The sequence below is a fragment of the Algoriphagus aquatilis genome, from assembly GCF_042657405.1.
Taxonomy (GTDB): domain Bacteria; phylum Bacteroidota; class Bacteroidia; order Cytophagales; family Cyclobacteriaceae; genus Algoriphagus; species Algoriphagus aquatilis.
Window position 1 is genome coordinate 407,868 of sequence record NZ_JBHSKS010000004.1, and the last position, 25,162, is coordinate 433,029.

Annotated in this window: 23 protein-coding genes; 15 read left to right on the forward strand and 8 right to left on the reverse strand. The window is 43.1% G+C overall.

Annotation, left to right across the window (positions count from 1 at the left end; genetic code table 11):
- The first annotated feature begins 332 nt into the window (after positions 1-332).
- The 4 genes from ACFPIK_RS08050 (at position 333) to ACFPIK_RS08065 (ending at position 6,237) form a co-directional block, all read left to right on the forward strand.
- Complete coding sequence (locus ACFPIK_RS08050) at positions 333-713, forward strand: response regulator (protein WP_377914022.1); 381 nt, start codon at positions 333-335, stop codon at positions 711-713.
- A gap of 1 nt (position 714) precedes the next feature.
- Complete coding sequence (locus ACFPIK_RS08055) at positions 715-1,752, forward strand: adenylate/guanylate cyclase domain-containing protein (RefSeq protein ID WP_377914024.1); 1,038 nt, start codon at positions 715-717, stop codon at positions 1,750-1,752.
- A gap of 19 nt (positions 1,753-1,771) precedes the next feature.
- Positions 1,772-2,515, forward strand: coding sequence for a DUF6090 family protein (locus ACFPIK_RS08060; RefSeq protein ID WP_377914026.1), 744 nt, complete (start codon positions 1,772-1,774; stop codon positions 2,513-2,515).
- Between the two features lie 92 nt (positions 2,516-2,607).
- Complete coding sequence (locus ACFPIK_RS08065) at positions 2,608-6,237, forward strand: amidohydrolase family protein (RefSeq protein ID WP_377914028.1); 3,630 nt, start codon at positions 2,608-2,610, stop codon at positions 6,235-6,237.
- Positions 6,238-6,287: 50 nt separating this feature from the next.
- Here ACFPIK_RS08065 and ACFPIK_RS08070 read toward each other — a convergent pair whose 3' ends face one another.
- On the reverse strand, positions 6,288-6,752 hold the full coding sequence (locus ACFPIK_RS08070; RefSeq protein ID WP_377914076.1) for a TspO/MBR family protein: 465 nt from the start codon (positions 6,750-6,752) through the stop codon (positions 6,288-6,290).
- A gap of 4 nt (positions 6,753-6,756) precedes the next feature.
- Positions 6,757-7,059: a DUF4286 family protein gene (locus tag ACFPIK_RS08075; protein ID WP_377914030.1), complete on the reverse strand. Its 303-nt coding sequence runs from the start codon at positions 7,057-7,059 to the stop codon at positions 6,757-6,759.
- A 97-nt stretch (positions 7,060-7,156) separates the two neighbouring features.
- Here ACFPIK_RS08075 and ACFPIK_RS08080 point away from each other — a divergent pair, with 97 nt between their 5' ends.
- The 10 genes from ACFPIK_RS08080 (at position 7,157) to ACFPIK_RS08125 (ending at position 17,054) form a co-directional block, all read left to right on the forward strand.
- Positions 7,157-7,822, forward strand: a complete 666-nt coding sequence (locus tag ACFPIK_RS08080; RefSeq protein WP_377914032.1) for a carotenoid biosynthesis protein — start codon at positions 7,157-7,159, stop codon at positions 7,820-7,822.
- A 78-nt stretch (positions 7,823-7,900) separates the two neighbouring features.
- Positions 7,901-8,347 (forward strand): sterol desaturase family protein, encoded by a 447-nt coding sequence (locus ACFPIK_RS08085; RefSeq protein ID WP_377914034.1) that lies wholly within the window; start codon positions 7,901-7,903, stop codon positions 8,345-8,347.
- Positions 8,344-9,240: a MerR family transcriptional regulator gene (locus ACFPIK_RS08090; protein ID WP_377914036.1), complete on the forward strand. Its 897-nt coding sequence runs from the start codon at positions 8,344-8,346 to the stop codon at positions 9,238-9,240. The genes ACFPIK_RS08085 and ACFPIK_RS08090 overlap by 4 nt, the downstream gene beginning before the upstream one ends.
- Before the next feature lie 192 nt (positions 9,241-9,432).
- Positions 9,433-9,945: an RNA polymerase sigma factor gene (locus ACFPIK_RS08095; protein WP_377914038.1), complete on the forward strand. Its 513-nt coding sequence runs from the start codon at positions 9,433-9,435 to the stop codon at positions 9,943-9,945.
- Between the two features lie 4 nt (positions 9,946-9,949).
- A complete protein-coding gene (locus ACFPIK_RS08100; protein ID WP_377914040.1) occupies positions 9,950-11,434 on the forward strand; it encodes a phytoene desaturase family protein in 1,485 nt (494 codons plus the stop codon).
- 21 nt (positions 11,435-11,455) lie between these two features.
- Positions 11,456-12,298 carry a phytoene/squalene synthase family protein gene (locus ACFPIK_RS08105; protein WP_377914042.1) on the forward strand — a complete coding sequence of 281 codons (843 nt, stop codon included), beginning with the start codon at positions 11,456-11,458 and terminating at the stop codon, positions 12,296-12,298.
- A complete protein-coding gene (locus ACFPIK_RS08110) occupies positions 12,298-12,999 on the forward strand; it encodes a lycopene cyclase domain-containing protein (protein ID WP_377914044.1) in 702 nt (233 codons plus the stop codon). The genes ACFPIK_RS08105 and ACFPIK_RS08110 overlap by 1 nt, the downstream gene beginning before the upstream one ends.
- A 14-nt stretch (positions 13,000-13,013) precedes the next feature.
- Positions 13,014-13,859: a 4-hydroxy-3-methylbut-2-enyl diphosphate reductase gene (locus tag ACFPIK_RS08115; protein ID WP_377914046.1), complete on the forward strand. Its 846-nt coding sequence runs from the start codon at positions 13,014-13,016 to the stop codon at positions 13,857-13,859.
- Between the two features lie 3 nt (positions 13,860-13,862).
- Positions 13,863-14,570: a fatty acid desaturase gene (locus tag ACFPIK_RS08120; RefSeq protein WP_377914048.1), complete on the forward strand. Its 708-nt coding sequence runs from the start codon at positions 13,863-13,865 to the stop codon at positions 14,568-14,570.
- An 81-nt stretch (positions 14,571-14,651) separates the two neighbouring features.
- Entirely contained in the window at positions 14,652-17,054 is a 2,403-nt protein-coding gene (locus ACFPIK_RS08125; protein WP_377914050.1) for a TonB-dependent receptor, read from the forward strand.
- On the opposite strand, the gene ACFPIK_RS08130 is transcribed toward ACFPIK_RS08125, so the two are convergent.
- From ACFPIK_RS08130 to polA, 6 genes are all read right to left on the reverse strand, one after another.
- On the reverse strand, positions 17,051-17,512 hold the full coding sequence (locus ACFPIK_RS08130; protein WP_377914052.1) for a YdeI/OmpD-associated family protein: 462 nt from the start codon (positions 17,510-17,512) through the stop codon (positions 17,051-17,053). The two genes, ACFPIK_RS08125 and ACFPIK_RS08130, sit on opposite strands and share 4 nt — an antisense overlap.
- A gap of 49 nt (positions 17,513-17,561) precedes the next feature.
- On the reverse strand, positions 17,562-18,005 hold the full coding sequence (locus ACFPIK_RS08135; RefSeq protein WP_377914054.1) for an outer membrane insertion C- signal: 444 nt from the start codon (positions 18,003-18,005) through the stop codon (positions 17,562-17,564).
- Between the two features lie 67 nt (positions 18,006-18,072).
- The gene (locus tag ACFPIK_RS08140; RefSeq protein WP_377914056.1) at positions 18,073-19,539 is read right to left on the reverse strand and encodes a pyridoxal phosphate-dependent decarboxylase family protein; all 1,467 of its coding nucleotides are present in this window, start codon (positions 19,537-19,539) and stop codon (positions 18,073-18,075) included.
- A gap of 36 nt (positions 19,540-19,575) precedes the next feature.
- On the reverse strand, positions 19,576-19,944 hold the full coding sequence (locus ACFPIK_RS08145) for a DMT family protein (RefSeq protein WP_377914058.1): 369 nt from the start codon (positions 19,942-19,944) through the stop codon (positions 19,576-19,578).
- Between the two features lie 50 nt (positions 19,945-19,994).
- Positions 19,995-21,368, reverse strand: coding sequence for a DNA repair protein RadA (gene radA / locus ACFPIK_RS08150; protein WP_377914060.1), 1,374 nt, complete (start codon positions 21,366-21,368; stop codon positions 19,995-19,997).
- A 214-nt stretch (positions 21,369-21,582) separates the two neighbouring features.
- On the reverse strand, positions 21,583-24,411 hold the full coding sequence (gene polA, locus ACFPIK_RS08155) for a DNA polymerase I (protein WP_377914062.1): 2,829 nt from the start codon (positions 24,409-24,411) through the stop codon (positions 21,583-21,585).
- Positions 24,412-24,571: 160 nt separating this feature from the next.
- Here polA and ACFPIK_RS08160 point away from each other — a divergent pair, with 160 nt between their 5' ends.
- Positions 24,572-24,871: a hypothetical protein gene (locus ACFPIK_RS08160; protein WP_377914064.1), complete on the forward strand. Its 300-nt coding sequence runs from the start codon at positions 24,572-24,574 to the stop codon at positions 24,869-24,871.
- Positions 24,872-25,162 lie beyond the last annotated feature (291 nt).

Genomic DNA, 25,162 nt, shown 5'->3' on the forward strand with positions numbered 1-25,162 from the left:
CTGTGAAGAGAAAAGTCCGTCACAATTCCATTCATATCTAAAAAGAGCGAAATCCGATTTTTGTCCTTCAGAAAGCAAATTAATTGGTGTTGAATTGGAATATAAAGCTAAATTAGAAACGGGAATGGCAAGCGCTCAAGATTTATGCTGAACGATTAATTTATTTTAAATCAGTAAGTTGAAAATCTTATCGAGAATCCATTAGGGATTGATGAACTGGATTCTTTGGGAGGTATTGAGGTCTCTACTTTGGTCAGAATTTAGCAATCGGGTTGAGCTTTAGGCTAACCATTACCAAATACATCTGAAAAGACACTTTAACTTTTTAAAAAATGAAAATTTTGATAGTAGACGATGAGCAGGATGTAGAAATCATGTTTCTTCAAAAATTCAGACGTGAAATAAAAAGTAAGCTGTTGGAAGTTGAGTTTGCATTTTCTGGTCAGCAAGCGCTTGAATTTTTGAGTAAATCCGATTCTCCCGATGTGGTTTATGTTTTTTCTGACATCAATATGCCAGGTATGAGTGGATTGGAGCTTTTGGAAAACATCAAATCCAAGTTTCCCCAAATTCAAGTGAGTATGATTTCCGCTTATGGAGACAGGGAAAATTACAACAAGGCAATAAATTCGGGAGCCAAGGGATTCTTTACCAAACCTGTAGATTTTGAATCTCTAAAAAATGAAATAGCTGAATTGCTTACGAATAAATAACATGGCAAAAATACTGGTTGTTGACGACGAGGAAGATTTGGAAATGCTCTTCAGACAGAAGTATCGACAAAAAATCCGTTCGGGAGAATACGAGATGCTCTTCGCTCTCAATGGACAGCTTGCATTGGATACTCTGAAAGAAAATCCTGATGTAGATATCATCCTCAGTGATATCAATATGCCCGTAATGGATGGGCTGACTCTTCTTTCCAATACCAAAGAGAAAAACCCCCTTACCAAGACAATCATCATTTCAGCCTATGGAGATATGGAAAACATCCGAAAGGCGATGAATTTGGGTGCTTTTGACTTTGTAACCAAACCGGTGGATTTTCAGGATTTGGAGATTACCATGGAAAAGACCCTGAACTACATCAATCAGGTGAAAGGAACCATCCAAGCAATGAGGGAAAATAACATACTCAAAATGTATGTAGATGAGACCGTACTCAACTTCATGGGCGGAAAGGAAATCGAATCAGCTCTCATGGAGAATGAGACCATAGAAGCTACGGTAGCATTTATTGACTTGGTGGGATTTACCAAAATTTCAGAGTCAGAAGAACCCAATACAGTAGTAGGCCTGCTCAATGAATACTTTGATCTGATGGTCAAAGAGATCATTGAGGAAAAGGGAAGCGTAGACAAGTTTATCGGAGATGCCGTAATGTCTGTTTTCCAAGGGCCAAATCATACCGAAAGAGCGGTGAAGGCCTGCTTGGCAATTCGGGAAAAAATGAATGCCATTCCTGAATATTCGCTCAAATCACATTTCAAACCGCAAGTTTCTATTGGTATCAATTCCGGAGAAATGGTGTCAGGAAATATTGGTTCCAAGTCTTTGAAGAGACTGGATTATACCGTAATCGGAGATGTAGTCAATGTGGCTTCCCGATTACAGAATGCAGCCAATCCCAGTCAGATTTTGATCTTGGACAAGTGTGCCGAAAATCTGTCAGGGAGTTTTGCTTTAAATGCTGTGGGTGAACTTGCACTCAAAAATAAATCCAATCCAGTACGGGTTTTTGAAGTAAATTGATCAGATAATCTGGCTCATTATGCTTCCTTTTCTAAAAAAAATCCGACATCAGCTCGTCCAGGAAAACAGATTTTCAAGATATCTCCTCTACGCCATAGGGGAGATTTTTTTGGTGGTAATAGGGATTCTGATCGCCTTGCAGATCAACAATTGGAATGAGGAGAAAAAGATCAGAAACTATGAACTTAAAATGCTTAGGGAGCTAGCCAATGTGATCAAAAAGGATGAAGGTTATTTTGGCTCGATGGTGGAAAGGCTAAATCAAAAGGGTGAAGCTGTGGATAAGTTACTCCAATTAAGGGAATCCAAAATGGCTATCCGCGACTCCATTAGCAAGTATTTTCAGGTGACCAGATACGAGACTCTCTTTCAATACAACTCAGGACCCTATGGCTCAATCAAATCCAGTGGGATCGAGAAGATTTCCAATGATTCTATCCGAACCCGAATGGTGGATTTGTATGAATTTCTAATTCCAAGGACTGAGAAAATCTTGGAGAGATTAGAGGGTTCAAATTCCAAAGAAGAGGAATTGATGGAGTCTCTTACTGAACGTGTATTGATAAATAGAAACGGTAACCAGATCATTCAAAGAGTAATAGCTGATCCTCAAGTAATTTATAAGCCTGATTTTCTTCAGTTCATCCAAGTGCACAAGAGTAACACCTATGTCGCCCAATCCAGGATAGAGGCAATATTACCCGCAATGGCTCATCTAGATTCCCTTATTGAAATAGAGCTATCCTCCAGAGATGACAAATGATGTCCGTTAACGGTCTATTTTACACGGGATTGTGAAAATCTTTTTGAAAGAGAATACTTCCTGTTAGATTCATTGCCCAAACCCAAATTAGAATGAAAAAACTTACCCAACCGGCAATTTTGATTGCTTTGGGAGCGACAATCAGTGCTGCGGCAATCATGCCCAAATCCACTGAACTGTTTTTCCCAACTCTCAAAGTTGAAAAAACTATCCTTGCGGACAGCACCAAAAAGGATTCTTTAAACTATCCAAAATTCAAGGATTTGCCACTTAAGCCCGAACGTGAAGTCAAATTTACTACACAGGAGGGTACATGGATGAGTGTCGATGTCAGTCCGGATGGCAAGACGATTGCCTTTGACCTGATGGGAGATATTTATACCATACCTATGGAAGGCGGTAAAGCCAGTCCCTTGACCAGTGGCATCGCCTATGAAACCCATCCTAGGTATTCCCCCGATGGGAAAAAAATACTTTTCACCTCGGACCGTGCCGGAAATGATAACCTCTGGTACATCGATATGGAGAAAAAGGACACAGTGCAGGTGACCAAAGATAAAAACGGCGATGTACCGGGTGCACATTGGACTCCTGATGGTAATTACATTGTGGTATCCAAGGGCCGTAGAATTTCAAAACTATGGATGTATCATGTCGATGGAGGCGGAGGAATCCAACTCAACGACAATCCTGCAACCATGAAAACCATAGATCCTTTTGTAAGTCCTGATGGCAAGAGGGTGTATTTCTCTTGGAGAACAGGCTCTTGGAATTACAATGCACTGCTTCCACAGTACCAAATAGGTACTTACGACTTTGATAAAGGAAAAATCACCAGTATCACTTCCCGCTATGGATCGGCTTTTACCCCTACGCTGAGCAAGGATGGAAATTGGATGGTCTATGGCTCTAGATGGCAGGAAAAAACCGGTTTAGTTATCAGAAACATGAAGACTGGTGATGAAAAGTGGTTGGCTTATCCTGTGCAGCGTGACGAACAGGAATCCATTGCTCCCCAGGGGGTATTGCCTGCGATGGCTTTCACTCCTGACAGCAAATTTGTCATTGCTTCCTACGGTGGAAAGATCTGGAAACTCCCGGTAGATGGTAGTGCGGCTTCAGAGATTCCTTTTGAAGCAGATGTAAAATTGGCTATGGGGCCTCGATTGTATTTTAACTATGCGATCAAGGATACTACCCATAAGTTAGCTACCCAAATTCGTGATGCCGTTCCTTCTCCAGATGGTAAAAAGCTGGCATTTACGGTTTTAAATAGGCTGTACGTGATGGACTATCCAAATGGAAATCCAAAGCGAATCACCAAAAATGAGTTTACCGAAGCCATGCCCACCTGGAGTCCTGACGGTACTCAATTGGCTTTTGTCACCTGGGAAGAAAAAAATGGAGGAAGCCTATACAAAGCTACTCTTACAGGGAATGGCTCGATTATTAAGCTTTCTACCGAATCTGCACTATACTCAAGTCCAACTTGGGCTCCTAGAAACCGAATTGTAGTATTCAAAGCTCCCAATAGAGCACAAATGGAAGCCGAAGGACCATTCGTGGATGGAGCTGAAGCGGAGATGATTTGGATTCCTGCTGCGGGTGGACCCGCGCGGAGAATCATGGATGCAGGTAACTATGGCAATGCCCATTTTACTCAAGATACTAGCCGAATCTTCCTCAACGGTCCTGGAGGATCTCTGCTAAGTATCAAATGGGATGGTACAGATGAGAAAGTTTTGGCAAGAATCTCAGGGATCACGCCATTTGGCTCAGCAGCTGATCCAAATACCGACCATTCAGGTCATGACCATTTGCCTTCAGATGTAAGGTATGTGATGGGTAAGCCTTATTCCAATGCGGATGCTGTCAATTACTGTATGCTGCCTTCTGGTGCTAGCAATCGTGAACCTCAGATGATGCCCGCCAGCGCAAGCACCATCTTGATGGCTCCGGTGGGAAATAAAGCACTCGCACAAGTAAATAATAATGTCTATGTAGTGACGATTCCTTCTGCGGGAAAAGTGCCTTCCATTAATGTTTCTGAACCGGCTGCAAGTAATTTTCCATCACGTCAGCTGACTGAAATCGGTGGGGAATGGCCGGCATGGGAAGCCAATGGCAAAAAAGTACATTGGTCGTTGGGCAACGGACATTGGGTATTTGATATCGAGCGGGCTGAGTTTGTCGAGGATTCGGTGAAATCTGCCAAAAAAGCCAAAACCCTTGCTGATGCAGACAGTGTATCTGCCTTGAAAGCTAAAGGTGAAGCAGCTGTGAAAATGGCCGATTCATTGGCAAAAGCAGATAAAAAGCGAATCGATTCCCTGTTTAAAGAAGATAAGGTCAAGTTCAAAGCTGATAGTGTCCACAAAGCCAAGCTCAAAGAAAGAGAAACGTACAAGCCTACAGAGCATCAGGTCAAAGTCTACTTTGCGAAAGACACGCCCAAGGGAAGCATTCTTTTGAAAAATGCCAGAATTGTCACCATGAATGGATCTGAGGTTATTGAAAATGGGGACATTCTCATCGAAAACAATAGAATAAAAGCAGTGGGCAAATCAGGAACCCTGGATGCAGGAACAGCCAAAGTCGTGGATGTGACCGGCAAAACGATCACTCCTGGATTTATTGACACCCATGCGCACATGTGGCCAACTTGGGGCTTACACAAAAACTCCGTTTGGATCTATGCCGCAAATCTGGCTTATGGTGTTACTACGACAAGAGATCCGCAAACTGCTACCACTGACGTCCTGACCTATGGAGATATGGTGGAGGCGGGGATGGTTCCCGGACCTAGGGTCTATTCTACCGGACCCGGAGTAGGCTATTGGATGTATAACCTCAAGTCGCTCGATCAAACTAAAAATGTGCTCAAGCAATACAGTAAATACTACAATACCCAGTACATCAAAATGTACCTAGTGGGTAATAGACAGCATAGACAGTGGGTGATTATGGCAGCCAAAGAACAGCAGTTGATGCCAACCACCGAAGGGGGACTAGATTATAAATTAAATATGACCCAGCTCTTTGATGGGTATCCGGGTCATGAGCACTCAATTCCTGTATTCCCACTTTATAGCGATGTGACAAAAACCATTGCTCAAAGCAAAATGGCATACACGCCTACTTTGTTGGTTTCTTATGGAGGTCCTTGGGCAGAAAACTACTATTATACCACCGAAAGTCCACTTCACGATCCTAAGCTTAACCGATTTACACCTTATAATGAGCTAAATGAAAAGGCAAGGAGACGAGTAGGCGGTTTGGGAGGTTGGTTTGCACCGGAAGACCATGTGTTCCAAAAACATGCCCAGGGCGTAAATTCTATTGTAAAACAAGGTGGCTTGGCTGGTGTAGGATCTCACGGACAGCTTCAGGGTTTGGGTTACCATTGGGAGCTATGGTCTGTGGCGAGCGGAGACATGAGCAATCTGGATGCGCTTCGTGTAGCCACCATCTTGGGAGCTGAATCATTGGGATTGGATAAGGAACTGGGAAGTATCGAGGCCGGAAAATTGGCTGACTTGGTGATCATGGATAAAAATCCTCTGGAAAATATCAGAAACACCAATACGATAACCCATGTGGTAAAGGACGGACGCCTTTATGACGGCAATACTTTAGATGAATTACTTCCTACTTCCCGTAAACTTGATGTAAGTCAGTGGACCAAGGAAGCTCCAAAAGTGACCACCTCAGTGAAGGAATAAATACCTTGAAAAAAGGATTGAAGGCCGGCGATCAACTTAGCCGGCCTTTTTTAATTTAACCACCAGATGGTTGCATTCAATACTGTTGCGAAAGAAACCCACAGAAGGTAAGGAACCATAAGTCCCGATGCCCATCCACTTACTTTTTTGAATTGGAAAATACAGAACAGGATGCTAGCCCATAGTGGAATAATCACGACTAATCCCAATATGGGACTTTGAGCACCAAAAAAAGCAGGAGACCAAAGTGCATTGAGTACCAACTGAATGAAGTAAAAAGAAAGTAATTGCTTTTTTAGTGGGTGCTCGCTTTTCCAGATTAGAAAGCAGCTGATTCCCATTAATACATTGAGTGTAGTCCAAACGGGCCCAAATAGCCAGTTCGGTGGATTCCATTCAGGGCGATTGATGGTGAGGTACCATTCTCTTACAGAGCTTAATGTGAAAAAAGCACCTAAACCACCTGCCAATTGTGGAAGAAGAAGACTGATGAATAATTTGATGGGATTAGAAATAAGGTTAGACTGTCTCTAGAAGTGATCGGAAAGAAACGGCCTTATCCTGATAGCGTTCTTTGGTTTTGATGCGGAGAGCCGTGGCGTGGGTTTTCTCGTATTCCATCATCTTTTCCATTGACTCAGTGAAAAACTGAATGGAGTAGTTGACAGAGCCGTCCTCTGAGTCATGAAGAAGTTTATAGAATTTGTGATCCAGAAAAATTCCTGTCTCCATTACTTCAGGAATATGGATCGATTTCATCCAAGTGATAAAGTCTTCTTCGATATCAGCGGTAACGTTTGTGGTAATATTATACAAGATCATAATCAGTCTTTTGGCTTTTATTTACTTTTTTTGGTAACAATTATTTCTAGGCAAAGTTAGGAATCCCGAATAGAATCCGCCTCTAGGCTAATTTAATATGCACAAATTCAACCCCGAACGAGGAAAAAGTAAGCTTTCCAAAGAGCTCATCGGCAAAATTATCCTAGTAGCACTTCATGTGGTTGGGGTAATTGGTCTTTCCTTACCTGAGTACCAAGAACTTTTTTTGATGCTTACTCCAGCCCACTTATTAACCACTATGGTATTGATGTTACTTTACCATAAAGGTTGGAATGATGCCTTTCCAATTTTCGCCGCCGCAGCATTTTGGATAGGATTTGGATCAGAGATTATTGGAATTCATACGGGCTACCTTTATGGGGATTACGTCTATGGACCCACTTTGGGACCCAAACTATGGGATGTTCCACTAGTAATTGGCGTCAATTGGTTTATACTAGCCTATCTCACAGGCTCAGTTTTTCACAAAATACCCAATGACTGGTATGCTGCATTTTTGGGAGCTACAGCCATGACTGCCCTAGATTACATCCTTGAGCCAGTAGCAGTCGCCTTGGAATTCTGGGCGTGGAAGTGGGAGACTATTCCTGTAAGCAATTATTTGGGATGGTTTGGTGTGTCGTTTCTAGTGCATTTGATCTATCGAAAAGCCAACTTTGAGAAGTCTAATCCCATTGCTGTCTTTCTGCTGATCACTTGGATTCTTTTTTTCACCATTTTAAATTTCACACTCATCGGATAAGAAGCAGGAGTCAAGTTAGTATTGCTAACTGAAAAAATCCTTTTCAAACAAAGCAGTTAGAATTTGGTTTTGCAGATAATGATTACGGCAATAGCGTTTATAGTCCTTGGGTTTGCGGCAATGGAATTTTCAGGATGGTTTATTCATAAATTCCTGATGCATGGCCCATTATGGGTAATTCATAAGACACATCATCAGCCATCCAAGTCCTTTTTCGAATTGAACGACTTATTTTCAGTTCTTTTCGGAAGTGTGGCCATTGTACTTATTTTGCTTGGAGTCAGTGAATTGGACTATAGATTTTGGATGGGGATGGGAATCAGTCTTTACGGATTCCTTTATTTCATCCTTCATGATGTGATGGTCCATAGGAGGCTAAAATGGTTTGATCGGCCTAAAAATTCTTTTCTAAAAGGAATTTTCAAGGCACATCAAGCACACCATAAAACCAACCAAAAGGACGATGCAGTTTCTTTTGGCTTATTTGTAGTACCCAAAAAATTCTTTAAAAACGAAGAAAAGTGAGCACGTATTCAATCAAGGATTTGGAACAGCTGTCTGGGATTAAAGCCCACACGCTTCGTATTTGGGAACAACGGTATAATTTGTTGAACCCAAAAAGAACGGATACTAACATTCGCTTTTATGATGACGATGACCTCAAGCTGATTTTGAATGTCGCTCTTTTGAATGACAATGGATTTAAAATCAGCAAAATCGCTTCGATGGCATCTCATGAAATCAGAGATGAAGTAATTAAGCTGACTGAGCGCTCACTTACTCATGACGACCAGATCCATGCACTTACCATCTGTATGATCGAGATGGATGAAGAGCGTTTTGATAAAATTTTAAGTACCAACATTATCAAGTTAGGATTTGAGCAGACCATGCTCAATATCATCTATCCTTTCATGTCCAAAATCGGGGTACTATGGCAAACCGGAGCAATCAACCCGGCTCAAGAGCATTTTATTTCTAATCTGGTCAGGCAAAAATTAATTGTAGCTATAGATGGACAAATTTACCATGGTGGAGGAAAGAAGTTCTTGCTTTTCCTCCCAGAGGGTGAGCTTCATGAAATTTCGATTCTCTTTGCCAGCTATCTCATCAAGTCTAAAGGCCATAAAGTAATCTATCTGGGACAGAGTACTCCAAATGATGATTTGCTATCCGTCTTTAAACTTCATCAGCCGGAATACCTGCTTACGGTTATCACCACCTCTCCGTCTTCAGAGTACGTACAAGAGTATGTAAATGCCCTTTCGGAAAGATTTTCTTCCTGCCAAATATTGGTGACAGGATACCAGGTTATTGGTCAGGACTTGGTATTTCCAAAAAACGTACGACAAATGAATTACATCCGAGACATTAAGGATCTTCTGGAAGAACTTGAAGAAGTCTCTCAAGAAAAATAGTTAAACAAAATTGATTTTTGTTTAAACAAAGGCGCTTCTTCAAAAAGCGCCTTTTTTCGTTCATTTGGGCCTTTTGTTCCTAAAAATTATACTTTTGTTACTTTTTGTTTAACGTTTAAAAAAAAATATTCTACAAAACGTTTGCATTTTGTTTAATACTGTCTAGATTTGATTAAACAAAACAAAGCAACCATGACAACTCTAGAATTTAGCTACTCTCTTCAAAAGCTGTCTAGCTCTTTGAAGCCTTTTGCGATGAAGTTGACCCGTGATGTGGATGATGCCAATGACCTATTGCAGGACACCATGGTAAAAGCATTCACTAACAGAGACAAGTTCACCGAGGGTACCAACCTCAAAGCATGGTTATATACTATTATGAAAAACACCTTCATCACCAACTATCAGCGAATGGTGAGAAGAGGTACATTCGTAGACACGACAGATAATCTTCATTACATTAATTCTAGTGATGCCTTGATTGAAAACGGGGTATTCGGAAGCTTCACCATGGACGATATTCAGGTGGCTATCGATAAGCTGGATGATGTCTATAAAACTCCATTTTTGATGCACTTCAGAGGTTTCAAATACCACGAGATCGCAGATAAGCTTCAAATCCCGATAGGAACTGTTAAAAATAGAATCCATATTGCCCGTAAGCTTCTTAAAGAGGACTTGATGGTTTATAAGCATAAAAACTAATTCTATGTCAAAAAAACACGTGGTGGTAATCGGATCCGGATTTGCCGGTCTTTCCGCAGCCACGCACTTGGCAGACAAAGCAAATTGTACAGTAACCCTTCTTGAGAAAAATGATTCCCCCGGTGGAAGAGCTAGAAAGTTCGAGCACCAGGGGTTTGTTTTTGATATGGGGCCAAGTTGGTATTGGATGCCGGATGTATTTGAGCATTATTTTTCCCAGTTTGGGAAAAAGCCATCCGACTATTATGATTTGATCAGGCTGGATCCCTCCTATGCAGTAATCTATGGCCAAGAAGATGTCCTGGATATTCCTGCTGATTTGGGGGAATTCAAATCGATGCTGGATCGCATTGAGCCTGGCGCAGGAGCCAATTTGGATAAATTTTTGGCCCAGGCCAAATACAAATACGAGGTGGGAATCCATGACTTGGTACAGAAGCCAAGTAGATCCATTTTCGAATTTACCTCGCCGGGTTTATTGGTAGACATGGTCCGAATGGATATTTTCCAATCCATGTCCAAGCATGTGAGAAAGTTTTTTTCTCATGACAAAATCATCCGATTGATGGAATTCCCGGTGCTTTTCCTTGGTGAAACAGCCGAAAATATTCCTGCACTCTACAGTTTGATGAATTATGCAGATATCGCCTTGGGTACTTGGTATCCAAAAAAGGGCATGCATGAGATCATCAAAGGCATGGTTCAATTGGCTGAGGAAAAAGGTGTCAAAATCAGGTATTCAGCTGAAGTTGAAGAAATCGAGATCTCAAATGGTTTAGCAAAATCAGTTAGGCTAAAATCTGGGGAAAAAATACAAGCAGATGTGGTCGTGGCAGGAGCAGACTACCACCATGTGGACAGACACTTACTCAATCCTACATACAGCAACTACTCTGAAGATTATTGGGATAAGAGGGTCATGGCGCCTTCGAGCTTATTGTTTTACCTCGGTATCAATAAAAGATTAAATAATCTCAGACATCATAATCTCTTCTTTGATGAGCCTCTTGGACCGCATGCAGACGCGATCTACACCAATCCAAGATGGCCAGACAAGCCACTCTTCTACGCCTCGGTACCTTCTATCACCGACCCTACCGTAGCCCCAGAAGGTATGGAAAATGTGTTTTTGCTTATTCCACTAGCTCCGGATTTGGATGATTCGGAGGAGATGAGGGAGAAATATTACCACATCATCATGGACCGATTGGAAAAAATTTCGGGCCAAGAGATCCGCTCTCATGTGATCTACAAAAGGTCCTATGCGCACAGCGATTTCAAGTCAGATTACCATGCGTTCAAAGGCAATGCCTATGGATTGGCGAATACATTGCTTCAAACCGCGATTTTAAAGCCTGGACTGAAAAACAAAAAAGTCCGAAACCTGTATTATACAGGTCAGTTGACGGTGCCCGGACCAGGCGTTCCTCCGTCGCTGATTTCAGGAGGTGTGGTAGCGAAAGAGGTGATGAAAGAAAACAATTTGTAGACAAAAAGGTATATTATAGCAATGGATGCAATCGCGCTTTTTGACCAAACCACCCTTGAGTGCAGTAAGCTGATCACTCAGCGATACAGCACGAGCTTTACTCTAGGCATCAAGACCCTGGACAAAAAGTTTCATCTTCCGATCTATGCCATCTATGGCTTTGTCCGATATGCAGATGAAATCGTGGATACTTTCCATGATAAAGATAAACAGGCACTATTGGATCAGTTTAAAAAAGATACCTACGCGGCCATCGATGCCGGAATCTCTTTGAATCCAGTGCTTCATGCGTTCCAACTTATGGTGAATAAATATCAGATCGACAAAGACCTGATAGAAGCTTTCCTACACAGCATGGAGATGGATCTTGATTTTAGGATTTACAATGATTCTAAGTATCACGAATACATCTACGGTTCGGCAGAGGTAGTGGGTTTGATGTGTCTGAAAGTGTTTTGTGAAGGAGATCAGGCTATGTATGAGCGTCTTCGTGAACCTGCCTGCAAGCTTGGTGCTGCCTTTCAAAAGGTGAATTTCCTGAGAGACATCAAGAGCGACTACGAAGAAAGAGGCAGGGTCTACTTTCCAGGAGTAGACTTTACCCAATTTGACAAATCTGCTAAGATGCTGATCGAGGAGGATATCCAAAAAGACTTCAATGATTCACTGATTGGTATTGAAAGGTTGCCAGCTGGCGCTAAAATGGGGGTTAAAGTTGCCTACCTCTATTATCAAAAGCTTTTTGATAAGATCAAAGGACTTCCTGCGGAAGTGATCACTCAAAAAAGAGTTAGAATCCCCAATTCTCAGAAACTTTCTCTTTTGGTGGGTACTTATTTTGAAACCAAACTTGGGATTCTATAATGGAAAAATACCTCTATTTCGGTGTCCTGTTGTTTGCGATTTCCTACCCCTTGGTTCAGTCGTTCGAGCGTCGGATTCGCTATGCGACCAAATGGAGTATGCTTTTTCCAGGGATGCTGGGCACAGCATTCTTTTTCATCGTATGGGATATTTGGTTTACCAAAATTGGAGTTTGGGAATTTAACCCAACTTATATTTCAGGCCTTTTTCTTGGAAATCTGCCCATAGAAGAAGTGTTGTTCTTCTTTATCATTCCATTTTCCTGCGTCTTTATCTATGAAGTGCTGATTTATTTCTTACCGAAGGATTATTTCAAGCCTCTAGGAAAGCCGTTTGTCTGGGTTTTGGTGCCTTTTCTATTTGTGATGGGACTAATCCACCTTGATAAATGGTATACTTCAGTCAATTTCTTAGTGGGGTCTATTACCTTACTGGCCCATTACCTGTATTTCAAAGATCGTTACCTAGGCAGATTCATCTTTGCATACATCATTCATTTGATTCCTTTGATGCTTTGCAACGGCATTTTGACAGGGGGAATGACTGAAGAACCGGTCGTTATTTACAATAATGCCGAAAACCTTGGAATTCGCATCTGGACTGTACCTATCGAGGACACTGTCTATTCCATGACGCTATTTCTGATGAATATCAGCTTCTTTGAACACCTGAGAAGTCAAAAAACAATTCAGTTAACTTGAAGTTTAAAGACGAAATGAAAAATCTCCAAGTACAAATCGACGACCACTCCGGCTTTTGCTTTGGTGTAGTCTATGCGATCGAAATGGCTGAAGAAATCCTGGATGAACAGGGATACCTGTACTGTCTTGGAGATATTGTACATAATGACGAGGAAGTCAGCAGACTCTCCCGAAAAGGGCTTAAAATCATTGATCACGGAGATTTGCATGGACTGAGAGATGAAAAAGTGTTAATCCGTGCTCATGGCGAACCGCCATCTACCTATGAGTTGGCAATCAAAAATAATTTGACCCTAATCGATGCCTCTTGTCCTGTCGTTTTGAAGCTCCAAAACAGGATCAAAAACTCATTTGATAAGGATGAGACAATCTATATCTACGGCAAGCATGGTCATGCAGAAGTGATCGGATTGCTTGGTCAGACCAATAACAAGGCGGTAGTTTTTCAAGATATCTCCGAATTGGACATTGAGACCCTCCCAAAAAATATTACCCTATACAGTCAGACGACCAAAAGCACAGATAAATTCTACGAAATCAACAATATTCTGAAGGATAACGGCATCACAGTCAATACCAATGATACCATTTGCCGTCAGGTTTCCAATCGTGATAAGGAGCTGAGAGATTTTGCAGAAAAGTTTGACAAGATTGTTTTTGTCAGCGGTACCAAATCCTCCAATGGCAAGGTGCTTTACAACGTCTGCAAAGAGAAAAATCCAAACACCTATTTCGTCTCCAATCCGGATCAGATTGAGGCCTGTTGGTTTGGCGAAAATGAGACGGTTGGGATTTGTGGTGCTACTTCTACGCCGATGTGGCTGATGGAGCAGGTTAAAGAAAGGATATTGACTTTTTAAACCATGAAAGGCGTCAATAGCCCTACTTCCACGATAGATCCGAAAGGACTCGTGATCGGCTGGTCGATCATTGTACTTTGGGCAATATCATTGGTGTTTTTGCTGATGTGGGATTTTTCTTGGGCTAGTCCATTGACTTACCTTGCTGTATTGCTTCAAATGCATCTTTACACGGGTTTGTTTATCACGGCTCATGACGCCATGCACGGAGTAGTCACCTCTCACAAAAAGCTGAACCACCTTACCGGTTGGATAGCCGCAGTATTATTTTCTTACAACTTTTACTGGAAGCTATTTCCCAAGCACCACGAGCATCATCGCTACGTCGCCACTGACCAAGATCCCGATTACCATGCTTCTGAACGATTCATTCCCTGGTACCTCAGTTTTATCCGTCAGTATGTCAATGTGTGGCAAATACTTCTGATGGCCGTGACATTTAATATTCTGAAGCTCTTTTTGCCTACGGAAAATCTCATCATCTTCTGGATGGTGCCTGCAGTGCTATCCACCCTACAACTATTTTATTTTGGGACGTATCTTCCACACAAGGGGGAAAGTGAAAACAAGCACCATTCCCACTCTCAGTCAAAAAACCACCTTTGGGCATTTTTGAGCTGTTACTTTTTTGGATACCACTTTGAGCACCATGATTCTCCGGGCACACCTTGGTGGAGGCTTTGGAGAGTGAAAGAGGGACAAACTGCCTGAAATCACGTATCAAATCAAAATTTCTATAAAAAAATCAAACAAAAGGCGCCTTTCTGGATTTAGCCTTCAAACCAACTATTCATGAGGACAGCAATACTCTTTTCTGCGTTTTTTTTCCTTTTCGGAACGGCCTTTTCACAAGGAATAATTCGAGGAAAAATCACCAATCCAGTTAACAATCAGCCCGTAGGTTTTGCCAATGTACTGATCCTAGGTACTGAATTGGGAGCCATTTCTGACGAAAACGGGAACTATGAGATCCAGAATGTCCCTCCCGGATTGTATAATGTCCGAGCGAGTTTCGTAGGATTCAAGACCTCCACCGTATTTGAGGTACAGGTTACTTTGGCCAGGCCAGTTCAGTTGGACTTTAGTCTGTCTGAAGATGCAGCAGAGCTCTCTGAAGTAGTGGTCAGCAGTGAATTTACCCGCTCGGAAGAGACGCCGCTATCTGTGAGGAAATTGAATACCAATGAAATCGAACGATATCCAGGCGGTAATCGGGATATTTCGAGGGTAATCCAAGCTTTACCGGGCGTTGCCAGTACGCCAAGTTTTCGAAATGACATCCTCATCCGTGGAGGCGCTCCCAATGAAAACCGATTTTACATAGATGAGATCGAAGTGCCGGTGATTAATCACTTTGCCACGCAGGGATCTTCAGGCGGACCGGTTGGGATTCTGAATGTAAACCTCATTAAAAATGTGGATTTGATCGCAGGTGGTTTTCCTGCCAATCGCATGAATGCACTGAGTTCGTTTTTTGAAATCTCCCTGAAAGAAGGACGACGTGACAAAATGTTTACTCAGCTGACCGTAGGAGCTTCTGAACTGACGCTTTCCAATGAAGGACCCTTGACACCGAAAACGACCTACATCCTTTCTGCCAGAAGGTCTTATCTGCAAGGACTCTTTCGGGTTTTGGGATTGCCTTTCTTGCCTACTTTCAATGATTTTCAGTTTAAAACCACCACCAAAATCAATGAAAAGACGGAACTGACATTTATCGGAATTGGCGCAATAGACCAGTTTTCGCTCAATTTTGACATCCCGGAGGATGAAACACAAGAAGAAATCGAAGAGCGAAAATACCTCCTAAATGTGCTTCCGATACAGTCTCAATGGAACTACGCCACTGGTGCCAAATTGAAGCGTTTCCGAGAAAATGGTTTCTGGACTTTTGTCCTCAGCCGAAATATGCTGAACAACGAGTCTTTCAAGTATGCCGGAAATGATGATAGCTCGGAGCGAAATCTTCTTTTCAACTACCAGTCCCAAGAATCTGAAAATAAATTCCGCGCTGAAAACAGCATTTTCGGAAAAGGATATACGCTCAAGTATGGGGTGAATTACGAGTATTCCCGATACCTGATAGACAACTTTGACCGAGCGACTCTTTCCACTACAGGAGGTGTGATTGACGTCTCTTCAGTTTCTAATTTCAATACCTATGGGGCATTTATTTCAGGTACCCGAAATTTGAAGGCTGACAGACTTTTGCTCAGCGGGGGTATTAGAGTGGATGGATCTGACTTTGGTAAGACGGCTTCCAATCCACTCAATCAGTTTAGTCCTCGTTTTTCTGTTTCCTACCAGCTGCGGCCAAATCTTTTTGCTACTGCCAATGCGGGTATTTACTATCAGCGGCCATCTTACACCATCTTGGGTTTTCAAAACAATGAAGGTGCGTTTGTCAACCAAGACAATGATGTTAGATTTATCAGAAATGCCCAATTGATCGGTGGGATCGAGTTTTTGGTTCCAGAAAAGTCCCGACGTTTTACGGCTGAGGTATTCTATAAAAAGTATAGCAATTACCCGAGTTCGGTCAGAAACGGGATTTCCCTTGCCAACCTCGGAGCTGACTTTGGAGTCATCGGAAATGAGGCCGTGCAGTCTAATTCTGAAGGACGTGCCTATGGGGTAGAGTTCCTTGCTCAACAGCGCTTGCTGAATAACTTCTATGGAATTGCCTCACTGACCCTTGTAAGGAGTGAATTTACCAATCCTAATACGGACGGCTTCATCCCATCTTCTTGGGACAATCGCTTTATCGTGAGTTTGACGGCAGGAAAGCGATTTGGCAAGAATTGGGAGATTGGGGCCCGATGGAGGTTCTTGGGAGGTACTCCCTACACTCCAAATGATATCGCAGCTTCCTCGCTGATTAGTACTTGGAACTTGAGAAATTCTGCCATTTTGGATTTCAATCGGATCAATGGAGTGAGATTGGCCTCATTTCATCAGTTGGATTTGAGGGTGGATAAAAAGTATTATTTCCAAAAGTGGAATCTCAACTGGTATTTTGATATCCAGAATGCCTACAATTTCCAAGCAGAACAGCCGCCCTTACTGATTGCGACCAGAGATGCTCAAGGAAATATTCCTGTAAATCCTGCAGATCCAAGTCGCTACTTACTCAGAGAGCTTTCCAATCCAGCGGGAACCCTGTTGCCGACGGTGGGCATTATTGTAGAATTCTAAGAGTTCTTACCTAAATATTCCAAAAGCCGGACGATTCGTTCGGCTTTTTGCTCTTCTGTATTTGCCGAATAGATCATTTCCAGCCATCTGGTTTGCTCCTCGGATGTCAGGCTAAGGTATAGATCAAGCTTTCCGGGATCATCGAGTAAGCAATCTCTTAATTCCTCAGTCAGTTGGGTAGGAATGCCATTTCGGAATAGTTGAAGAATTACCTTTTCCCCGTCTCCCTTCTTGATTTGGGTGCGGATTTCTTTGGAAATGGGTAAAAACAAGAAGCCATCTCCCATGGGCATGAGGGTTTTTTCGCTGAATTCAAAGCTGTCCACACTTCCTGATACCTTCAGCATGCCAAAATGTGTTTTTGCGCCTAGTTGGGAAAGGGGTAGCCTGACAAAAGTCCATCCGCCTTTTCCCGAGAATTTTTCCAAAAAGAACTCGCCTTCGATTAGTTTTTCCATAAAAAAAGCCGTCCAATTGAACGGCTTAAAGGTATTGATTTTCTTAGAGTTAGTTTAATCTCCAGCGCACGTTTAGACCAAAACCTGCACTGAACTCGGTCACTTCTACCAAAAATAAATAAGGTCTGAAATCCAGACCAACTGTGATCGGAACTTCGGAAAAAGCATATTCAGCTCCTACCTCACCTGCTCCGCCAAATCTGAAATTTTCGGAAAGGTAAATGGACGGACCAAATCCGGCGTACCATTTAAAGTCTGTATCCGGGATGTCTTCATAAATAGGGTTCCAGAGTGCATCTACACCTAGACCATTTCCGCCAAAGCTGACATTGGCGTGAATTCGGCTAAAATCACCTGTAGCGAAGATACCGTCGATGGCTACATTGTTACCATAGAAGTTTCCAAATCGAAGACCTACTTCCTGTGCTTGTGATTCGATAGTGGTCAAAAGAGCAAGGCCCAAGACAAGAGCGAATAGTTTGATTGTTTTCATATTGTTTAAAAGTTTGGCGAATAAATAGCGAAAATTAAGCCAAAAAGGCTTTTTACTTCAATTTTGATCAGATGGTATGAATGGAATGACCGATTCTTACTACTTCCGATACTAGTAAGTCCATGTCCTTCATTCGGGTACGCTGATTGACATTGGCCACACGAAGAGTATATTTTCCTTTTAAAATCGTGGAGCTCGGTGAGGCGATTCCTTCTTCCTGAAGTCGTAGTAATATCTCCCGATTCAGCCTTCTCAGTTGATCTTCATCCCAGTCGGCTCTTTTCATTCGAAAGCAAGTAATGCTCATCGAAACAGGAGCTGTCAGTTCTAAATCTGGATGCTGATTGACCAAATCAGCCAGATACTCTGCTTGCCGGTTATTTTGGGCGATCATCTTCGCGTATTTTTCACGCCCATGTTCTTTTAGGGACATCCAGATTTTCAGGGCTTTGAATCCGCGTGATAGTTCAAATCCATAGTTATTGATAGAATCCAGCCCTCCAGAAAGTCCCCGACTCTCTTGTAGGAGGTAATTTGGCGTGATTGCAAAGGCTTCTCGATGTTTCTTAGCATCCCTGATTAAGGTGCAACCCACTTCGTACGGCACGTACAGCCACTTGTGGAGGTCAAAGGCTAAGCTATCTGCAGCCTCGATCGCTTTCAATCTTTCGGAATAGTTGGGATCCAACTTGGCCAAGGCCCCATAAGCTCCATCCACATGAAACCAAAGTCCATATTTTCTGGAAATTGCAAGTAGCTCCTCCATCGGATCAATAGCCCCGGTATTCACTGTACCCGAAGTGCCGACAACGCAAAAAGGTAAAAGCCCCTGACTCAAATCGGACTGAATTTGGGTTTCCAACTCATTTACCTTCATTTCAAAGCGGTCATTCACACCGATTTTCCGGACCGCATCTGTACCCAAACCAATGATTTCTGCGGCTTTTTGTATGCAGGAGTGAGTTTCTACGGAGCAATAAAGCACCAACTGTGCGGAGGCAGCCTTGAGTCCTCGTTGTCTGATTTTTTCTTCTCCAAAAGAATTTCGCGCCACAGTCAATGCCGTGATATTTGCCATCGATCCGCCACTGACCAAAATCCCGGATGCCTCGGAAGGAAAGTTCATCAGTTGCTTGCACCAATTGACGACCTGACGGTCTACGTACATGGCAGCATGCTCTCCTATGGTCGTATTGGGATTCATCCCCGAGGCAAGTAAATCGGCAAGCGTACCTAGTGGAGTCCCCGTACCCTGAATCCATGCAAAAAACCGAGGATGGACATTGCCTTTGTTGTAAGGAAAAATATACTTTTTGAAGTCCTCGTACACTTCGTTTGGATCTTGACCCGTTTCAGGGATGGGTTGATCCAAAAAGTCTTTTACTTCTGCCGGGATTGGTTTCCAAATCTTTTGATCTCGGATAGACTGCCAATAGTCGAATAAATCATCAATCATCTGATGACCAAGCTCCCTCATTTGATCCCAGTTTTCGGGATCAAGGGTCAGGTCTTTTTTAGGTTTGGGATTTTCCATCTTTTAAGTTTGAGAAAAGGAAGGGTGAAGCGCTTCCTATTTTTTGAAAATGAAATAGACTGCCAAAATCAAAAGTACCGCACCTATGAGATGATTAAGCTTTAAGGTTTCATTTTTGAAAGCGATCAAGGTGAAAATCATAAACACCACCAAGGTGATCACCTCTTGAAGTACTTTCAGTTGGACGAGCGAAAAAGGTCCTCCATTGCCGGAAAAGCCAATTTTATTGGCGGGCACCTGAAAACAATATTCGAAAAGGGCAATTCCCCAACTGATTAAAATAACCGAAACCAGTCCGAGTTTGCTGAACCATTTCCACTCAGCAAATTTCAAATGACCGTACCAAGCTAAGGTCATGAAGGTGTTGGAAAGGACTAGGAGTCCGATGGTGAGGAGAGCTTTCATTGACTTTGAAGTAAATTCCTCAAAAATAGGTAGGATGTAGGTTCTGATAGTTAAAAAATCAACTGATACATTTCCTCCAACTTACTTACCTGGAGAATCTGTATTTTAAACTTACTCAAGTCAAGTCCCTTTACTGCGTATTTTGAAACCACGATTTTTTTGAAACCCAGCTTTTCTGCTTCAGCGATGCGGTTTTCGATGCGGGAGACCGCGCGGATTTCTCCACCGAGCCCCACTTCTCCCGCAAAACAGATCTGCTCCGATACTGGTGTATCCTCATAGCTGGAAATCAACGAAGCGCACACTGCCAGGTCTAGTCCAGGATCGTCCACTCTCAGGCCACCTGCCACATTCAAAAACACATCCTGCTGCCCAAGTCTCATTCCTCCACGTTTTTCCAACACAGCCAAAAGCATGTTCAGTCGCTTGGCATCGTGGCCTGTGCTACTTCGCTGAGGCGTACCATAAGTCGCCGGACTGACCAAAGACTGGATCTCGATCAACAGTGGGCGATTCCCTTCCATCATGGCGCCGATAGCCACACCGTTCAGTACTTCTTCGCGTTGTGTCAACAGGATTTCCGATGGATTGGCTACGGATCTCAGCCCTTCAGCGCGCATCTCGTAAATGCCGAGTTCGTGGGTGGAACCAAAGCGGTTTTTGGATGTGCGGAGAATCCTATAAGTCAAGTGCCGATCTCCTTCAAACTGCAAGACCGTATCCACCATGTGCTCGAGGACTTTCGGCCCGGCGATGGAACCGTCCTTGGTAATATGACCGATGAGGAAAACAGGTGTCCCAGTCTCCTTCGCAAATTTCATCAGCTCTGCGGTACACTCTCTCACCTGCGATACCGATCCAGCTGCGGATTCTACATACTGGCTGTTGAGTGTCTGAATGGAGTCGATGACCAAAAAGTCTGGCTTGAGTAGTTCAATCTGCTGGAAAATCTGTTGGGTATTAGTCTCAGAAAGGACATAGCAATCCGGGTTTTTGGCCGACATGCGATCTGCCCGCATTTTGATTTGGGCTTCACTTTCCTCTCCTGAAACGTATAGTACTTTTTTCCCTTTTAGGGTCAGCGCAATCTGAAGCATTAGCGTGGACTTTCCGATTCCGGGTTCGCCACCGATAAGGACCAAAGAACCTGACACGATTCCTCCTCCCAGCACCCGATCCAATTCTGGATCGGAAGTGATCCAGCGCGGTTGCTCCTCGTAGTTGACCTCAGCGATTTTCTTAGGGACACTGGCTTTTTTGAGCCCTGAACCTTGGGGCTTCCAACTCCCTTTTCCTACTTCTTCTTTCTGGAGAATTTCTTCTACATAGGTATTCCATTCCCCACAAGCAGGGCATTTGCCAAGCCACTTGGGACTTTGAGCGCCGCAGTTCTGACAGAAAAAGGTGGTTTTGACTTTAGCCATATAGAGGTACGAATTACGATACTTCGACTTCGCTCAGTACAAGTTTTTGATATACGACACTCTTGAAATATTTTCCTTTATCCTTGATTATAAGCACTTATCTAGGCAATTCATTCTAAACACAAAGGACTTTTCTGAAAAATCGGCTTCGACTACGCTCAGCCTGACTGTACTTCGGCAGTCTTGCATCTTGTGTCTGATATCTAACTTCTTCCTAATGCGCCTGCAGCCAATCTGTGCCTACGCCCACTTCCACTTCGATCGGAACAGGTAGCTTGATTGCATTGGACATCAGCCCTGGAATGTGCTTTTTGAGTAGCTCAACCTCATCCTTATGCGCATCGAAAACCAATTCATCGTGCACTTGGAGGATCATTTTGGATTTCAGTTTCTCTTTCTTCATCCAGTTATGCACATGGATCATGGCAACTTTGATGAGGTCAGCGGCCGAACCCTGAAGCGGCGCATTGATGGCGTTTCGCTCGGCAAAGCCTCGCATGGTCATATTGCGGCTGTTGATGTCGCGGAGGTAGCGCCGGCGACCAAGGATTGTTTCCACGTATTCGTCTTTTCGCGCTTTCTCGATGGCGCCATCCATGTATTGCTTTACTGCTGGGAATTCGGTGAAATAGGCATCGATGATTTCTTTGGCCTCCCCTCTCGGGATGGAAAGTCGCTGTGCCAAACCAAAAGCTGAGATGCCATAAATAATCCCGAAGTTGGCCGTTTTGGCTTTTCTTCTCATATCCGAAGTCACCTCTTCCAAAGGCACTTTGAAGATTTTGGCTGCGGTCGCGACGTGAATGTCCCGACCGTTTCGGAAGGCTTCGAGCATGGATTCATCCTGAGAAAATGCTGCCATCAGGCGCAATTCGATCTGAGAATAATCCGCTGAAAGCAACACGTGGTTTTCATCTCTTGGGACAAAAGCCTTCCGGATTTCCCGTCCTCTGGATGTTCGGATTGGGATATTCTGAAGGTTGGGATTGATCGAGGAAAGTCTACCAGTTGCAGCAACAAACTGATTGTATGTCGTATGAATCCGTCCTGTCTTGGAATTGATCATGGTAGGAAGGGCATCCACATAGGTAGATTTCAATTTCACCATCTGTCGGTGATCGAGAATGGCCTGCGCGATTTCATGTTCGTTGGCCATTTTGCTGAGAATCTCCTCACCGGTGGCATATTGTCCTGTTTTGGTTTTTTTGGCTTTTGGGTCAAGTTTGAGTTTTTCAAAAAGTACTTCGCCCAATTGCTTTGGTGATGCCAGATTGAATCGTACTCCAGCCAGTTCATAGACTCGCTTTTCGATCTCTTTGCTTTCCTCTTCCAAGGCTACTGACAATTCCGCCAAGCTACCGGTGTCGATTCGCACTCCTTCAAATTCCATATCGGTCAGGACTCGAATGAGTGGGTTTTCCACTTCATCAAAAAGCTTTTTCAGTCCATTGGATTGGATAATGGGATCGAGTTTTCCTTTTAGGCGAAGCGTGATATCTGCATCCTCCGCGGCATAAGCAGTGACTTCATCCTCGTCTACATCCCGCATGTTTCCTTGACCTTTTCCCTTTTTGCCGATGAGCTCAGTGATGGAGACCGGTTTGTAGTGCAGGTATTGCTGTGCCAGCCAGTCCATGCCATGTTTGCCTTCCGGCTCGATCAGGTAGTGGGCAAGCATGGTGTCATAGAGGGTACCTTTGACTTCGATGCCATAGTTTTTCAGCACCAGCATGTCGTACTTCACATTCTGACCGATTTTGAGGATGGATTCATTTTCAAAAACAGGTCGCAGAACTTCAAGAATTTCCTGCGTCTCGGCTTGGTCCGAAGAGACAGGGATGTAGTAAGCTTCACCTTCGATGTAGGAAAAAGACAACCCAACCAGTTCGGCTTTCATGGCGTCGAGATCGGTGGTCTCTGTGTCAAAACAGATTTCCTTTTGCAAAAGCAAATAATCGACAAGTTCTTGTACGGCGACTTTTCCTTTGATTTTGTGGTAATGGTGGACATTGCTATGGATGGTGTCCAAGATGACTGGTGTAGAAATGGTAACCTCTTCTTCGGAGCTTTCCTCTTCTTCTACATGGGTAGGCGCTGGAGCTGGAGCTCCAAAAAGATCCATTTGTGCGGGTGCGGCTATTGCAGCTTTTTTTCCAGAGGAATCCTTGAAAATGCGGCTTGCCAGCGTGCGGAATTCCAGTTCGGTAAAAATCGCTCGGAGCTTTTCCTCATCAAATCCCTCATATCTCAGATCCACTTCATCAAAATCAACCGGCACGTCGATTTTGATCGTGGCGAGTTCTTTGGACAAAAGCCCTTGTTGAGCAAAATTCTCTACGTTCTCTTTCTGCTTTCCTTTGAGCTTGTCGACATTGGCGATCAGGCCCTCCACGGTACCAAATTCCTTAAGCAACTTTACGGCAGTTTTTTCACCGATGCCAGGAATACCCGGAATGTTGTCCACCGCATCGCCCATCAGGCCCAAAATATCCCGCACTTGATCCACATGCTCGATGTCCCACTTTTCGCAGACCTGCTTGGGCCCCATGACATCCACGCCATTGCCCATGAAAGCTGGCTTGTAAAGGAAAATATGGTCATCCACAATCTGTCCGTAGTCTTTGTCCGGGGTCATCATGTAGACAGTAAAATGATCTCTTTCTGCTTTTTTGGCTATCGTTCCGATGATGTCATCTGCCTCAAATCCATCCATTTCCAACACGGGGATCTTGAAGGCTTTCACAATTTCTTTGACCCAGGGGATAGAAATGGTGATGTCCTCCGGCTGCTCGAGTCGGTTAGCTTTGTAAGGCTCGTATTGGACATGTCGAAAAGTCGGTGCCTTCGTATCGAAAGCTACAGCGATGTGGCTCGGTTTCTCTTTTTCCAATACTTCCAGCAATGTATTGGTAAAGCCTAGCATCACCCCTGTATTTAATCCTTTGGAATTGATTCTGGGATTTTTGCTAAAGGCGAAATGTGCCCGGTAGATTAAAGCCATTGCATCCAACAAAAAAAGTTTATGTGCTTGTTTCTGAGACATTTTAGGTTAACTTTATATAAAAGGAGAGCATTTTTTCCCTTCCAAGTTACAATTTTTCTAGGAGCCGATTGATCGCTTTTATTTGGGGGATTCACATTAAGAATGGATTTCGAGTAGAGTTTTCCGATTACTATAATTTCACCTTTTAAAACTTAATACAATGAAAAAGCTAGTAGCAGTTCTTGCCCTGTTTCTCAGTGTACAGTTTTTACATGCTGCACCTGGGAAAAACCCAAAAGAAGAGCTTACAGAGGCTCAGAAAGTTCGGTTGACGGAAATCGAAAATAGAATCGAGGTAATCAAAACCATGGATTTTAGTTCGATGAGTAAAAGTGAAAGAAAAGAAGTCAGAGTTGAGCTCAAGGAAATGAAAGATGAAGCACGCGAACTTGGAAGTGGAGTTTACCTTTCCATTGGTGCCATCATCATTATCATCCTTCTTTTGATCTTGATTGCCTAAAAAGCGAATTCTTACCTCAAAAAAAGCCCTTGACAGTATGTTTTGTCAGGGGCTTTTTGGTTGACTCTGTTTTTAAATCAACTTAGATTTTTCACTCGCGACACTTTGAACAAGGATTTCCACTTTTTCTCAGGTAATCCAATTGTTGCTGAAGCAATAATTGGCTGATGTTTGGCTCTTTACTAGTCGATGAAAAAAAGTAGGTCATAATTTGGAGTTATGGCCTTTTTTTATGGATATTGTATCTAGTTATTAGACTAGATATGGGTTATCCGACTAAAGTACAGCTCA

What these genes read in the sequence shown, in the direction of transcription:
- ACFPIK_RS08050 (WP_377914022.1), top strand. Translation starts at nt 333, where the DNA reads ATGAAAATTTTGATAGTAGACGATGAGCAGGATGTAGAAATCATGTTT.
- ACFPIK_RS08055 (WP_377914024.1), top strand. Translation starts at nt 715, where the DNA reads ATGGCAAAAATACTGGTTGTTGACGACGAGGAAGATTTGGAAATGCTC.
- ACFPIK_RS08060 (WP_377914026.1), top strand. Translation starts at nt 1,772, where the DNA reads ATGCTTCCTTTTCTAAAAAAAATCCGACATCAGCTCGTCCAGGAAAAC.
- ACFPIK_RS08065 (WP_377914028.1), top strand. Translation starts at nt 2,608, where the DNA reads ATGAAAAAACTTACCCAACCGGCAATTTTGATTGCTTTGGGAGCGACA.
- ACFPIK_RS08075 (WP_377914030.1), bottom strand. Translation starts at nt 7,059, where the DNA reads ATGATCTTGTATAATATTACCACAAACGTTACCGCTGATATCGAAGAA.
- ACFPIK_RS08080 (WP_377914032.1), top strand. Translation starts at nt 7,157, where the DNA reads ATGCACAAATTCAACCCCGAACGAGGAAAAAGTAAGCTTTCCAAAGAG.
- ACFPIK_RS08085 (WP_377914034.1), top strand. Translation starts at nt 7,901, where the DNA reads ATGATTACGGCAATAGCGTTTATAGTCCTTGGGTTTGCGGCAATGGAA.
- ACFPIK_RS08095 (WP_377914038.1), top strand. Translation starts at nt 9,433, where the DNA reads ATGACAACTCTAGAATTTAGCTACTCTCTTCAAAAGCTGTCTAGCTCT.
- ACFPIK_RS08100 (WP_377914040.1), top strand. Translation starts at nt 9,950, where the DNA reads ATGTCAAAAAAACACGTGGTGGTAATCGGATCCGGATTTGCCGGTCTT.
- ACFPIK_RS08105 (WP_377914042.1), top strand. Translation starts at nt 11,456, where the DNA reads ATGGATGCAATCGCGCTTTTTGACCAAACCACCCTTGAGTGCAGTAAG.
- ACFPIK_RS08110 (WP_377914044.1), top strand. Translation starts at nt 12,298, where the DNA reads ATGGAAAAATACCTCTATTTCGGTGTCCTGTTGTTTGCGATTTCCTAC.
- ACFPIK_RS08115 (WP_377914046.1), top strand. Translation starts at nt 13,014, where the DNA reads ATGAAAAATCTCCAAGTACAAATCGACGACCACTCCGGCTTTTGCTTT.
- ACFPIK_RS08120 (WP_377914048.1), top strand. Translation starts at nt 13,863, where the DNA reads ATGAAAGGCGTCAATAGCCCTACTTCCACGATAGATCCGAAAGGACTC.
- ACFPIK_RS08125 (WP_377914050.1), top strand. Translation starts at nt 14,652, where the DNA reads ATGAGGACAGCAATACTCTTTTCTGCGTTTTTTTTCCTTTTCGGAACG.
- ACFPIK_RS08130 (WP_377914052.1), bottom strand. Translation starts at nt 17,512, where the DNA reads ATGGAAAAACTAATCGAAGGCGAGTTCTTTTTGGAAAAATTCTCGGGA.
- ACFPIK_RS08135 (WP_377914054.1), bottom strand. Translation starts at nt 18,005, where the DNA reads ATGAAAACAATCAAACTATTCGCTCTTGTCTTGGGCCTTGCTCTTTTG.
- ACFPIK_RS08140 (WP_377914056.1), bottom strand. Translation starts at nt 19,539, where the DNA reads ATGGAAAATCCCAAACCTAAAAAAGACCTGACCCTTGATCCCGAAAAC.
- ACFPIK_RS08145 (WP_377914058.1), bottom strand. Translation starts at nt 19,944, where the DNA reads ATGAAAGCTCTCCTCACCATCGGACTCCTAGTCCTTTCCAACACCTTC.
- radA (WP_377914060.1), bottom strand. Translation starts at nt 21,368, where the DNA reads ATGGCTAAAGTCAAAACCACCTTTTTCTGTCAGAACTGCGGCGCTCAA.
- polA (WP_377914062.1), bottom strand. Translation starts at nt 24,411, where the DNA reads ATGTCTCAGAAACAAGCACATAAACTTTTTTTGTTGGATGCAATGGCT.
- ACFPIK_RS08160 (WP_377914064.1), top strand. Translation starts at nt 24,572, where the DNA reads ATGAAAAAGCTAGTAGCAGTTCTTGCCCTGTTTCTCAGTGTACAGTTT.